At 71.3% G+C, this 13,001-nt stretch carries 11 protein-coding genes and 1 riboswitch; of the genes, 6 read left to right on the top strand and 5 right to left on the bottom strand.

Annotated elements, in window-relative coordinates; translation table 11 throughout:
- Window positions 1–107 precede the first annotated feature (107 nt).
- The 3 genes from SCAB_RS36600 to SCAB_RS36590 all read left to right on the top strand — a co-directional run bounded on the left by SCAB_RS36600 (window position 108) and on the right by SCAB_RS36590 (window position 2,608).
- Complete coding sequence (locus SCAB_RS36600) at window positions 108–779, top strand: HAD family hydrolase (protein ID WP_037729133.1); 672 nt, start codon at window positions 108–110, stop codon at window positions 777–779.
- A gap of 9 nt (window positions 780–788) precedes the next feature.
- Complete coding sequence (locus tag SCAB_RS36595; protein WP_013005142.1) at window positions 789–1,568, top strand: SDR family NAD(P)-dependent oxidoreductase; 780 nt, start codon at window positions 789–791, stop codon at window positions 1,566–1,568.
- Between the two features lie 230 nt (window positions 1,569–1,798).
- Window positions 1,799–2,608: a PhzF family phenazine biosynthesis protein gene (locus tag SCAB_RS36590; RefSeq protein ID WP_013005141.1), complete on the top strand. Its 810-nt coding sequence runs from the start codon at window positions 1,799–1,801 to the stop codon at window positions 2,606–2,608.
- A gap of 13 nt (window positions 2,609–2,621) precedes the next feature.
- Here SCAB_RS36590 and SCAB_RS36585 read toward each other — a convergent pair whose 3' ends face one another.
- Window positions 2,622–3,422 carry a CPBP family intramembrane glutamic endopeptidase gene (locus tag SCAB_RS36585; RefSeq protein WP_013005140.1) on the bottom strand — a complete coding sequence of 267 codons (801 nt, stop codon included), beginning with the start codon at window positions 3,420–3,422 and terminating at the stop codon, window positions 2,622–2,624.
- Window positions 3,423–3,512: 90 nt separating this feature from the next.
- Window positions 3,513–5,027, bottom strand: coding sequence for a glutamate--cysteine ligase (locus tag SCAB_RS36580; RefSeq protein WP_013005139.1), 1,515 nt, complete (start codon window positions 5,025–5,027; stop codon window positions 3,513–3,515).
- A gap of 570 nt (window positions 5,028–5,597) precedes the next feature.
- On the opposite strand from SCAB_RS36580, the gene SCAB_RS36575 reads away from it, so the two are divergent.
- The gene (locus tag SCAB_RS36575; RefSeq protein ID WP_013005138.1) at window positions 5,598–6,182 is read left to right on the top strand and encodes a hypothetical protein; all 585 of its coding nucleotides are present in this window, start codon (window positions 5,598–5,600) and stop codon (window positions 6,180–6,182) included.
- Between the two features lie 390 nt (window positions 6,183–6,572).
- Window positions 6,573–6,773 (top strand): DUF5999 family protein, encoded by a 201-nt coding sequence (locus SCAB_RS36570; protein WP_013005137.1) that lies wholly within the window; start codon window positions 6,573–6,575, stop codon window positions 6,771–6,773.
- Between the two features lie 115 nt (window positions 6,774–6,888).
- On the opposite strand, the gene gcvP is transcribed toward SCAB_RS36570, so the two are convergent.
- On the bottom strand, window positions 6,889–9,774 hold the full coding sequence (gene gcvP, locus SCAB_RS36565; RefSeq protein ID WP_013005136.1) for an aminomethyl-transferring glycine dehydrogenase: 2,886 nt from the start codon (window positions 9,772–9,774) through the stop codon (window positions 6,889–6,891).
- 172 nt (window positions 9,775–9,946) lie between these two features.
- A riboswitch (glycine riboswitch) is annotated at window positions 9,947–10,043 on the bottom strand.
- A 123-nt stretch (window positions 10,044–10,166) separates the two neighbouring features.
- Here gcvP and SCAB_RS36560 point away from each other — a divergent pair.
- Complete coding sequence (locus tag SCAB_RS36560; protein WP_013005135.1) at window positions 10,167–10,535, top strand: PRC-barrel domain-containing protein; 369 nt, start codon at window positions 10,167–10,169, stop codon at window positions 10,533–10,535.
- A gap of 78 nt (window positions 10,536–10,613) precedes the next feature.
- Here SCAB_RS36560 and SCAB_RS36555 read toward each other — a convergent pair whose 3' ends face one another.
- Window positions 10,614–11,954 (bottom strand): DNA polymerase IV, encoded by a 1,341-nt coding sequence (locus tag SCAB_RS36555; protein ID WP_013005134.1) that lies wholly within the window; start codon window positions 11,952–11,954, stop codon window positions 10,614–10,616.
- A gap of 123 nt (window positions 11,955–12,077) precedes the next feature.
- Entirely contained in the window at window positions 12,078–12,761 is a 684-nt protein-coding gene (locus SCAB_RS36550; protein ID WP_173402936.1) for a MerR family transcriptional regulator, read from the bottom strand.
- Window positions 12,762–13,001: the final 240 nt, after the last annotated feature.

Genomic DNA, 13,001 nt, shown 5'->3' with positions numbered 1-13,001 from the left:
AATCACTCCATTCCATCGTTGATCTGTCGCGATGCCTCAACGATATATCGGAACCTGTCGTCTGACAACCCCCGGTGCGAGAACACCGTCGTGATCTACTGCCGCGCATGCCTCTGCTGCTGCTCGACCTGGACAACACCCTGATCGACCGCGACGCGGCCTTCCGGGCCGCCGTGGCCGCCTTCCTGAGCGCACACGGCCTGCCCGCCACCGATCTGTCCTGGGTGACGGCCGTCGACGCGGGCGGCTACACCCCCCGCCATGAGGTCGCCGCCACCCTCACCGACCGGTACGCGGACGTGCTGCCGCCGGGCGCCGTCCGCGTCCTGCTCGACACCGGCGCCGCCGACCGCGTGGTCCTGGCTCCGCCCACCCGCGAGGCACTCGACCGTGCGCGCGGCGGCGGCTGGACCTGCGTGATCGTCACCAACGGGCGAACCGTCCAGCAGGAGACGAAGATCCGCCGCACCGGACTCGACCGGCTCGTGCGGGGCTGGGTCGTCTCGCAAGCCGTCGGCCACCAGAAGCCCGAGCCGGAGATCTTCCACGCGGCGGCCGCCGTCGCCGGACTCCCGCTCGCCGGTGCCTGGGTCGTCGGTGACGCGGCCCACGCCGACATCGCGGGCGCCGACGCTCTCGGCCTGCGCAGCGTCTGGGTGGCGCACGGCCGCCCCTGGACGGAGGCCGCCTACCGGCCCACCCACATCGCGGCCGACGTCACCTCCGCCATCGACCACGTCATCGACACCGGGAGACGAGCCGCCGAGGCACCCCTCTAGGGCTCGGGAATGATCTCCGACAGCTATCTCTCCGCCCTGTTCTCGCTGGACGGCCGGGTCGCCGTGGTGACGGGCGGCAGCTCCGGCATCGGCAAGGCCATCGCCTCGGCTCTCGCCCGGGCCGGCGCGAGCGTGGTGATCGTCGCGCGCAAGGAGGCCGAGCTGACGGCGACGGTCGACGAGCTGACGGCGGACGGCTGCCGGGTGGCTTGGGTGAGCGGCGACCTGAGCACCCGTGCCGGTGTGCGCGCGGCGGCCGAGCGGGCGGTCGAGGCGTTCGGGGAGCCCGACATCCTCGTCAACAGCGCCGGCGTCAACCTGCGGCCGCCGTTGGGCGAACTGGACGAGGATGTGTGGGACACCACCATGGCCGTGAACCTGGACGCGCCCTTCCTGCTGGGCCAGCGCTTCGGCCCGGGCATGGCCGAGCGCGGCTACGGCCGCATCATCCACATCACCTCGCAGCAGGCGCACCGGGCATTCGTCCGCAGCGGCGCGTACGGCGTCTCCAAGGGCGCGCTGGAGTCACTGGCCCGCTCGCAGGCCGAGGAGTGGTCGCCGCACGGCGTCACCTGCAACACCCTGGTCCCCGGCTTCGTCCCGACCCCGCTCAACACCCGGCTCTCGTCCGACCCGGAGAAGGTGGCGGCCCTCGCCGCCCGCACCCTGGCCGGACGCAACGGCGTGGCCGAGGACTTCGCCGGCGCCGCCGTCTTCCTGGCAGGCCGCTCGGCCGGTTACCTCACCGGCCAGTCGGTCTTCGTCGACGGCGGCTTCTCCGTCCACTAGGGCCTGTCGTTTGGATCACGCCTGGGCCGCGGGGCTTGGCACGCACATCTGCGGTCATCAGACACTCTGGCCCGAAGCCTGCATGATCCAAACGACAGACCCCAGCAGACCGCACCCTCGCAGGGGGCGGGCCGCCGACCGGCCCCCTGCGCGACTGGCCCCCGAAAACCAGTCCAGCATCCCGGGATTGGCCTTGGTCCGCCGCTCCACCGACGCCCTAGCGTCGTCCCATGCGCATTCGTATCGTGGACGCCTTCACCGACCGCCCCTTCGCCGGCAACCCGGCCGGAGTCCTCCTCCTCGACGCCTTTCCGGAGGACACCTGGCTGCAGGACGTGGCCAGAGAGGTCAACCACGCCGAGACCGCGTTCGCCCATCCCCTCCCGCCGGGCGGCGAGGCCGACTGGGCACTGCGCTGGTTCACGCCGGTCGCCGAAGTGGCCCTGTGCGGCCACGCCACACTGGCCACAGCACACGTCCTGAACAGCACGAACGCCCATGAAGGCCCCGTACGGTTCGCCACGCGCAGCGGCGTCCTCCTCGCCACCCCCCGCCCGGACGGCTCGCTCACCCTCGACTTCCCGACCGCGCCCCTCACCCCGGTCGCCGTCCCCGACGGGGTCGGCGAGGCGCTGGGCGCCGAGCCGCTGAACGCGGTCGACACCGGTCCGAACGTGGGCGACCTGCTGGTGGAGCTGGCCGACGAGAAGACGGTCCTGGGTCTCGCCCCCGACCTCCGGTCGCTCGGCCGCTACTCCGAGCGCGGCATCATCGCCACGGCCCGCGCCGAGGACCCCGCCGCCGGGTACGACTACGTCTCGCGGTGCTTCTTCCCGAACCTCGGCATCGACGAGGACCCCGTCACGGGCAGCGCCCACACCGCTCTCGCCCCCTACTGGTCCGCGCGCCTGGGCTCCCCGGACCTCACCGGCCTGCAGGCGTCCCCCCGCTCCGGCCGCGTGCGCACCGAACTCCGCGGCGGGCGCACCCTGCTCTCCGGCCGTGCGGTCACGGTCATCGACGGCGAACTGACGGCGTGAGCGTACGGCCGCCTCACGCGGTGGGCAGCCAGCCCACCTTCCCCGCCAGCAGCGCGTACCCCACGAACGCCCCGATGTCGAGCAGCGAGTGGGCCACCACGAGCGGCCCCACCCGCCCCCACCGCCGGTACAGGTAGACGAAGACCACGCCCATCACCATGTTGCCGACGAAGCCGCCGATGCCCTGATAGAGGTGGTACGACCCGCGCAGCACCGAGCTGGCGGCGAGCGCGCTCACCGGTGACCAGCCGAGCTGCTGGAGCCGGCGCAGCAGGTACGCGAGCACGATGACCTCTTCGAGGACCGCGTTCTGGATCGCGGAGAGGATCAGTACGGGGTACTTCCACCACACCTCGGGCAGCGCCTCCGGCACGACCGTGAGGTTGAACCCGAGGCCGCGGGCCGCCAGATAGAAGGCGATGCCCGTGCTGCCGATCACCGCGGCGACCGCCGCGCCCCGGCCGAGGTCGAACCACGGCTTCGTCCGGTCGAACCCGAGCGTGCGCAGCCCCGCGCCCTCGCGCAGCAGGAAGTGCGCGACCAGCGCGACCGGGACCAGGGCGGCGGTGATCCCGAACAGCTGCCAGGCGAGGTCGAGCCAGGGCCTGCCCGGCGCGGCCGAGGCGTTCATGGTGGCCGCCTGGTCCTTCAGTCCGCCCGGCTTGGTGACCGATCCGATGAAGCTGATCAGCGCGGACACCCCGCTCGCGCCGAGCGAGAGCCCGAGCACGAGCAGTGTCTCGTCCCGCAGGATCCGCCGGCCCGGCCGCTCCCACGGCACCGCGCCCTCCGCCGCCTCCGCCTGCCCCTGCACCCACGCCTCCAGTTGTCCGGCCCCGCCGAGGGTCCATCATGACCCGCGGCGGTCCGGGACTTTCCGGCGGCTGCCCCTGCGGGCGGCTCCTCAGCCCAGCGGCACCGGCTCCGGCAGTCCGACCGGCCAGCTGTGGACGGGCTCCCCGGAATGCATCAGCTCGCCGTAGCGCTTCGTGGTGGCGGCCAGCGCCGCGTCCCGTCCCAAGCCCTTGGCCAGCGCCCGATGGAACGTTTCCACCTGCCAGGACGCTCCGTTGGCCCGTCGTCGGCAGCGCTCCTCGATCACCCCGAGATAGAAGTCCCGGTCGGCCGGCTCCACCCCCCAGGCGTCCAGTCCGACCTCGGCGAGCGGCAGCAGCTCGTCGCGCACGAGGTTCACGGCGTCCACCGGCCCCACCCCGCCGTACCGCCCCCGGGGCCACTGCAGCCGTGCGTCGATCCCGTGGCGGCACGCCTCGTCGAAGTTGGCCGCGGCGGCCTCGAACGGCAGCCGGGTCCACACGGGCCGCGACTCCTCCGCCAGCGCGCGGACGACCCCGTAGTAGAAGGCCGCGTTGGCGATCACGTCCGTGATGGTCGGCCCCGCGGGCAGCACCCGGTTCTCGACCCGCAGGTGCGGGACCCCGTCGGCGATGCCGTAGACGGGACGGTTCCAGCGGTAGATGGTGCCGTTGTGGAGGGTGAGTTCGGCGAGCGAGGGGATGCCGCCCCCGTCGAGGACGGCGATCGGGTCCTCGTCGTCGCAGATGGGCAGCAGGGCCGGGAAGAAGCGCAGGTTCTCCTCGAAGAGTTCGTACGCCGAGGAGATCCACCTCTCCCCGAACCAGGTGCGCGGCCGCACCCCCTGGGCCTGGAGCTCGGGCGGCCGGGTGTCGGTGGACTGCTGGAACAGGGGCGGCCGGGACTCCCGCCACAGTTCGTGCCCGAACAGGAACGGCGAGTTGGCCCCGATGGCGACCTGCGCGGCGGCGACCGCCTGGGCGGCGTTCCACACATCCGCGAACCGGCCCGGCGTCACCTGCAGATGCAGTTGCACGGAGGTGCAGGCGGCTTCCGGCGCGATGGACTTCGAGGTGCAGACGAGCCGCTCCACCCCGTCGATGTCCAGGGTGAAGTCCTCGCCGCGGGCGGCGACGATCTGGTCGTTCAGCAGGGTGTAGCGGTCGCCGGCGGAGAGGTTCGAGGAGACCAGGTCGTCGCGGCCCAGGGTGGGGAGAATGCCGATCATCACGATCCCCGCGCCCACCTCGACCGCCTTGCGGTCGGCATAGGCGAGGGAGGTGCGCAGCTCCTCGGAAAGCTGGTCGAATACCCGGCCGTCCAGTCGGTGTGGAGCTATGTTGACTTCCAGGTTGAACATGGCGAGTTCTGTTTGGAAGTCTCGGCTCGCAATGCGTTCGAGTACTTGCGCATTCATCATTCTCGGCAAACCGTCGCCGTCGACGAGGTTCAGCTCGATCTCCACACCCATGAGGTTCCTGGGGCGGTCGAACCGCTTCTCCTCCAACAGCCGCGCCAGCCCCGTCAGACACTGCCGGAGCTTGTCGCGGTACTGCTGGCGATCGGAGAGGCCAAACGGCCCCGCCACGACCTTCTCCCCCATCGAAGTGTCCTTCCTCGGATGGGCGGGCCGACGTCTCGGCCGCGGGGTGTACCGGGTCCACGGTTCATGATGCCCAGGCAGAGCCAGCGATAACGTCCCACGCGGGATCAGCACACGCTAGGCTGAGCGCGGTCTTCTCCGACCTTATTTCCCCGGCATGCTTCTGGCACATTCACTGGGCAAGAAAGAGAACGCGCTTTCTGGCCGATGGGCTTTCGTGAAAAGCGCCGACGAGAACCGGCCGTCCCGTACGCGACGGTAATCCGAGGTCACCGGCGCGCTCCCACCGAAAATAAGGGTGGCCCGCTTGTTCCGGCGACCTGATACGGCCTTGTTCTTCATATCCGGAACGGCTAGACGAAACACTGCGTGAACACGTGTCGTATAAACTCTGCAAACGAGGCTGAGAGGCGGCACCCGCGGTCCTCGGTCCTGCCGTCGGACCACCGCGGCGGACCCCACCCACGCACCGGACCCCGGGCACCCGTCTCTTCGATCCCAGAGAGCTGACAGCGCCGTCCGCCCCCGCCCTCGCATCACCGTGCCTGCCGAATGGAGAGGCCACTCACCATGCCGCTGCATGTCCCCCCGGCTCCCGCGCCCGCCCTGCGCACCGTCCTCACGGCCCTCGGTTCTCCCACCGCCGTCCACGAGGCGCGCACTCCCGCCCTCAAGAACGCGCAGGGTCCCGTCACGCCCGAACTCCCGCTGCCCGTCCACGTGCTCGACCGGATCACCCCGGAGGGGACGGGCACCGCCCGGCTCACCGGATGGCGGTTCCTGATCCGCTGCGGCGACCGCGCCGTGGCCGCCGCCGAGACCCGGCTCACCCCGGACGGCTGGGTGTTCTCGCACTTCTTCGAAGGCCCGTACATCACCTCGACCGAGCTCGCCCTGCGCCAGGCCGACCTCATGCAGCAGCCCTACCAGCCGCGCCTGCTGTCAGTGCCCGAGCTGTACATGCTCACGCTCTGGCTGCACGCCGACCCCACCGCCGACGCCGCCGGCGGGCACCCGGCCCCGGCCGACGTACTGGTCCCGCTGGCGCCCGCGCCGCCCGGCATCGCCGCCCACCGGCCGCACCCGGCCGCCGATCTCCTCCCGGTGCTGACCACCCGGCTGACACCCGCGCCCCTACTGGGTTCGCCCGCCTGAAAAAAACCGGACCGCACCACTCCCGCCCCGTCACCGATATACGGTGACGGGGCGCTCATTCATCGCTACGCGGAATTACCGCTCTTACGGGCGCCAAAACGCTCGTACGAGCTATTCCCGCGCCTTCCCCACACCGGACTAGCCCCATCCGACCATGGCGCACCACCCGAAAGGACAGTGCGGCGGGGATGAACCATCCGGGCGGGCGTTGCGTCATCAACCTGTGAAGAAGTCGTGCTGCGAAATGCCTGCGGATTCACGCTCGTGGGGCAACACTGGGACCGGACCGATTTATCACAACGGGGGGCGGCCATGAACGGGGCTTCACGCCGCGGGACAGACAAAACAGCCATCTCAGACCAGACGACCGACCGAAAGATCCCAACAACCATGTGCCAGCACCAGCCACTGTGCCCGACCGCCGAATCCGCCGACCGGGAAGGCGCCCGTCTCGTGGCGCACCACCCGGAGCAGGGATGGAGCCTGCTCTGCAACGGCGTTCTGCTCTTCGAGGACACCGGTGAGCTCCTGCCGGACGGCCAGATCATCGCGCCGCACCGCCCGATGGGCACCGTGGTGACCGCCGCCTGAGCCGCACCCACGTGCGCGCAGGGCGAGCGTCCCGCACAGGACGCCTGCCCGGACAGAAGAGGGGCCGGCCGGAGAAGCACTCTCCGAACCGGCCCCGACGCGTATCCGACCGCGACTACGCTTCGTAAGCGTCCAGCGGCGGGCAGGAACAGACCAGGTTCCGGTCACCGAACGCCTGGTCGATCCGGCGCACCGGCGGCCAGTACTTGTCCGCGCGCGAGACCCCGGCCGGGAAGACCGCCTCCTCACGCGTGTAGGCGTGGTTCCACTCCCCGCCCAGCGCGCCCGCGGTGTGCGGGGCGTTGCGCAGCGGGTTGTCGTCCGCGGGCCACTCGCCCGAGCCGACCTTCTCGATCTCCGCGCGGATCGCGATCATGGCCTCGCAGAACCGGTCCAGCTCCCCGAGGTCCTCGGACTCGGTCGGCTCGATCATCAGCGTCCCGGCCACCGGGAACGACATCGTCGGCGCGTGGAAGCCGTAGTCGATCAGCCGCTTGGCGATGTCGTCGACGCTCACTCCGGTCGACTTGGCCAGCGGCCGCAGGTCGATGATGCACTCGTGCGCCACGAGTCCGCCCGGACCGGTGTACAGCACCGGGTAGTGCGGCTCCAGCCGCTTGGCGATGTAGTTCGCGCTGAGCACCGCCACCTGCGTGGCCCGCTTCAGCCCCTCACCGCCCATGAGCCGGACGTACGCCCAGGAGATCGGCAGGATGCCCGCCGAACCCCAGGGCGCCGCCGAGATCGGACCGACGCCCGTCTCCGGCCCTGCCGCAGGCTGCAGCGGGTGGTTCGGCAGATACGGCGCCAGGTGCGCGCGCACCCCGACCGGCCCGACCCCGGGCCCGCCGCCGCCGTGCGGGATGCAGAACGTCTTGTGCAGGTTGAGGTGCGAGACGTCGCCGCCGAAGTGGCCCGGCTTGGCCAGACCCACCAGGGCGTTGAGGTTGGCGCCGTCGACGTACACCTGGCCGCCCGCGTCGTGCACCTGCGCGCAGATGTCGGCCACGTGCTCCTCGAACACCCCGTGCGTCGACGGGTACGTGATCATCAGCACGGACAGCTCGTCACGGTACTGCTCGATCTTCGCCCGCAGGTCCTCGACGTCGATCTCGCCGTCGTCGGCGGTCTTCACGACGACGACCTTCATCCCGGCCATGACGGCGCTCGCCGCGTTGGTGCCGTGTGCGGAGGACGGGATCAGGCACACCGTCCGCTGCGCGTCACCGTTCGCGCGGTGGTACGCGCGCACGGCCAGGAGCCCCGCCAGCTCACCCTGCGAGCCCGCGTTGGGCTGCAGCGACACCTTGTCGTACCCGGTGGCCTCCGCCAGCCGCTCCTCCAGCTCACGGATGAGCGTGAGGTACCCCTGCGCCTGCGCGGCGGGCGCGAACGGGTGCAGCTGCCCGAACTCGGGCCACGTCACCGGCTCCATCTCGGTGGTCGCGTTGAGCTTCATCGTGCAGGAGCCGAGCGGGATCATGCCCCGGTCCAGCGCGTAGTCCCGGTCCGCGAGCCGGCGCAGGTAGCGCAGCATCGCGGTCTCGGAGCGGTGGTCGTGGAACACCGGGTGCGCCAGGTAGTCGTCCGACCGCAGCAGCCCCTCGGGCAGCGTGTCCGCGGCGGAGGCGTCCAGCGCCTCCACGTCGCCCTCCACGCCGAACGCGGCCCACACGGCGCCCAGCTGCGCCCGTGTGGTGGTCTCGTCGCAGGAGACCGACACCAGGTCGGCGTCCACGAGGTGCAGGTTCACGCCATGTTCCCGCGCGGCGGCCACGACCTCACCGGCCCGGCCCGGCACCCGCACCGTGAGCGTGTCGAAGTACGACCCGTGCACGACCTCGATGCCCCCGGCCGCGAGCCCCGCGGCCAGCACCGTGGCGTACCGGTGGGTACGGCGGGCGATCGTCCGCAGCCCTTCCGGCCCGTGGTAGACGGCGTACATGCCGGCCATCACCGCCAGCAGCACCTGCGCCGTGCAGATGTTGCTGGTCGCCTTCTCCCGGCGGATGTGCTGCTCCCGCGTCTGCAGGGCGAGCCGGTACGCCTTGTGCCCGTCCGCGTCCACGGACACGCCGACGAGCCGTCCGGGCAGGCTGCGCGCGAACTTCTCCTGGACGGCCATGTAGCCCGCGTGCGGTCCGCCGAAGCCCATCGGCACACCGAAGCGCTGCGTCGTGCCCACCGCGATGTCGGCGCCCAGCTCACCGGGCGAGGTCAGCAGGGTCAGGGCCAGCAGGTCGGCGGCGACGGTGACCAGCGCACCGAGTGCGTGCGCCTGCTCGACGACCGGCTTCAGATCCCGTACGACACCGGAGGCGCCCGGGTACTGCAGCAGCACGCCGTTGATGTCACGCGCGGCGATGTCGGCGGGGATGCCCTCGCTCAGGTCGGCGACGACGACCTCGACGCCGGCCGGCTCGGCGCGGGTCTCGATCACGGCGACGGTCTGCGGCAGCGTGTCCGCGTCGACGAGGAACAGGCCCTTCTTGTTCTTGCCCATGCGCCGCGACAACGCCATGGCCTCGGCGGCGGCGGTGCCCTCGTCCAGCAGCGAGGCCCCGGAGGTGGGCAGCCCGGTCAGCTCGGCGACCATGGTCTGGAAGTTCAGCAGGGCTTCCAGCCGCCCCTGGGAGATCTCGGGCTGGTACGGGGTGTAGGCGGTGTACCAGGCAGGGTTCTCCATGACGTTGCGCAGGATGACGGGCGGCGTGAACGTCCCGTAGTACCCGAGCCCGATCATGGACCCCAGCACCTGGTTGCGGTCCGCGAGCGAGCGCAGCTCGGCGAGCACCTCGGCCTCGGTCCGTGCGCCGGGCAGGTCCAGCGCCTCGGCGTTCTTGATCACATCCGGGACCGCGGCCGCCGTCAGCTCGTCCAGCGAGCCGTAGCCGACGTGCGCGAGCATCTTGGCCCGGGCCCCGGCGTCCGGGCCGATGTGGCGCCGCTCGAAGGGGATGCCCTGTTCGAGCTCGGAAAGCGGAATGCGATGGGCGGTCATTGCGGAGGCCTCCTGGTCTGACACGACCTTCGAGGGGCACCACGGCACGGGCACCCCGACGGCCTCCCCCTCTGTCATCTCAACCTGAGAGCTTCACCGGTCCAGGTACGGACCGGCTTTCACCGTCGGTGAGAGCGGGAGCCGTGACACCCGCCCTGCTTTCCAGAGTGACCTCGTCCGCGCGGTACGTGAGCCTGAGAGATTCCGGGGAGGATTTGCTCCTTCGGCGCCTCCGGATGGTGTCCGGAGGACTCTCCCGCACGGGGTCGACAGCCGCTGCCAGAGTATCAGCGCGGGCAACGCACAGGTCTTCGAGTGGCCGCTCCCCTCAATGTGCCCTTTCGTAGGGGTGAGAGACGATGTACCACCCCTTGCGACCACTTGGAGGGCCCGTGCAGACCGACATCGATCCGCGCAACCTGATCGGCCGCAAGGCGTTCGACCGCAAGGGCACCAGGATCGGCACCGTGGACGAGGTCTATCTGGACGACGCCACCGGCATCCCCGAGTGGGCCGCGATACGCATGGGCCTCTTCGGCCGCGACGCCTTCGTCCCTCTGGAGCCCAGCGAACTGGTCGAGGGCACCCTCCGCGTCCCCTTCGAGCGCGCCCTGATCAAGGACGCCCCCGACTTCGGTGTGGGCCGCCACCTCTCCCCCGAGCAGGAACTCCAGCTCTACCACCACTACGGCCTGGACATCGCCCCGCCCCCACCCCTCGACCATGACTTCGGGCACGTCACCGGCCAGGACGACACCTGAGGGATCCCGCGGCGCACACACCGCACGACACCACCGGACGGCCGAACCTCCCACACACGGTCCGGCGCCGCCCGGCCCTCACCCCGGCACCAGCGGCAACGGCTCCGCCGGCTCCAGCGCCTCGTCGTCCGTCCTGAACGTCCGCACCCGCCCCGGCCCCGCGTCGAGCGGCGTCTCGAACCGCACGGTCACCCGCCCGAGCCCGCTGCCCTGCACCCATCCGTGTCCGTACTCGGCGTGCCGCACATCGTGCCCGGCCCTCCACAGCCGTTCCCCGCCCGTGTGCTCCCGCACCGCGGCTACCTCCACGACTCCCTTGTTCTCCTCCTCGACCGGCTCCGGCTCCCCGGCCGCCTGGGCGAACAGGTCCTCCTGCGTGTAGTCGGCCAGCCCGCTCACCCCGACGCCCAGCAGCCTCACCCCACCGGTCGTGTCCACGGCCTCCAGCAGCCGGGCGGCGGCCTCCCGCACCACCGCGGGATCGTCCGTGGGCCCCCGCAGCGTCTCGGACCGGGTCAGGGTGGAGAAGTCGTACCGCCGCACCTTCAACTGGATCGTCCGCCCCGAGAGCCCGGCCTCCCGCAGCCTGCGCACACACCGCTCCGCGAGCCGCTGCACCTCCATGCGCACCCGAACCCGGTCATGGATGTCCACGTCGTAGGTGTCCTCCACCGACACCGACTTCGTGTCCCGCTCGGCGACCACCGCCCGGTCGTCCCGCGCCAGCGCCATCGCGTACAGCCCGTGCCCGTGGGACTTCCCGAGCAGCCGTACGACCTCGTCCTCGCCCGCCTCCACGATCTCCTCGACCGTGGTGATCCCGGCGCGCCGCAGATGGTCCCCGGTCGCGGGCCCCACACCGGGAAGGATCCGCACGGACATCGGCCCCAGCAACGCCCGCTCGGTGCCCGGCTCGATCAGCACCAGCCCGTCCGGCTTGGCCTGCTCGGAGCCGATCTTCGCGAGCATCTTGGAGGCCGCGAGCCCCACGGACCCCGTCAGCGCGGTCAGGGCCCGTATGTCGGCGCGCAACCGCTCCCCCGTCAGCCGAGCCGACCTCGCGTCCCGGGCCGCGCCCCCGGCCTCCAGATCCACGAAGGCCTCGTCCAGGCTCAACGGCTCCACCAGCGGCGACAGAGCCCGCAGCAGCCCCATGACCTGATCGCTGATCGCCCGGTAGAAGGAGAAGCGCGGAGTGAGGTACGCGGCGTTCGGCGCGAGCCGGCGCGCCTGCGCCATCGGCATCGCCGAGTGCACCCCGAAGACCCGCGCCTCGTAGGAGGCGGTGGCGACCACTCCGCGCGGCCCCAGCCCGCCGACCACAACGGCTTTCCCCCGCAGACTCGGCTTCGACGCCTGCTCCGCCGAGGCGTAGAAGGCATCCATGTCGAGATGCAGGATCGTGGGCGCGGTTCTCACATCTCCGATGCTGCCCTACGCCACTGACATTGCCCCGCACACCCGCTCCACCGGCCACGCCCGCACCGCGAACCGCCCCCGCCACCGGACCGGCCGCCCCGGACGCGCATTCCCCGGCGGCCCTCAGACCGCCCGGTTCCGGCGCCGCGCCAGCTCGTCGGCCGGATTGTGGCCCACGAGCGTCTCCCCCGTGTCGACCCGCTCCCCGTGCAGCTGGGAGAGAGCGCTTTCGACGTCACGCCAGACGACCCCCACGGCGATCCCGAAGACCCCCTGGCCGCCCTGGAGCAGGGCGTGGACCTCGTCGGGCGAGGTGCACTCGTAGACCGTCGCACCGTCGCTCATGAGCGTCATCCGCTCCAGATCGCTGAAGCCCCGCTCCCGCAGGTGCTGGATCGCCGTGCGGATGTTCTGCAGCGACACCCCCGTGTCGAGGAACCGTTTCACGATCTTCAGGACGACCACGTCCCGGAAGCTGTAGAGGCGCTGTGTCCCCGAGCCCTGGGCGGACCGCACACTCGGCTCCACGAGCCCGGTGCGGGCCCAGTAGTCGAGCTGACGGTAGGTGATGCCGGCGGCCGCGCACGCGGTGGGACCGCGGTAGCCGACCTTCTCGTACGGCTCGGGCGCCGCATCGGTGCTGTCCTGCACGGCCGCGGGCCGCTGCGGAGCGTGACCGGCCGCGCCGCCCTGCTGGGGGTCCCCCCAGCTCGGGCGCATCGAAGAGCCCGGGGAAGGGTACGGGCCGCCGCTCCCCAGCCTGCGTCCGGGGGCACCCCCAGCCGTACCGTCGCCGCTGCTTCTCACGCCGACCTCCGTCCTTGACCTGCCTCATCGACGGTAGGCAGCCACCAGGGGTGCGTCAACGACCATCGCACTCGCCACGCCGAGTGATAATCACCCTGAGAGTGGTTTCGCGTGCCCTCCCGCGGGGAAAGGCTAGCCGAATGCGCTCCCGCCGAGCCGCCCCGGCACACCGCACCGACGTGCCCGCCACCGACGGCGGCAGGCAGTGTCAGGACCCGTCAGCCCCGAAGGACGGCTCCG

The sequence above is a fragment of the Streptomyces scabiei 87.22 genome (assembly GCF_000091305.1).
In the GTDB taxonomy this organism is placed as follows: domain Bacteria; phylum Actinomycetota; class Actinomycetes; order Streptomycetales; family Streptomycetaceae; genus Streptomyces; species Streptomyces scabiei.
Note: the sequence above shows the minus strand (reverse complement) of the source record. Positions and strands in the feature narration are given on the sequence as shown.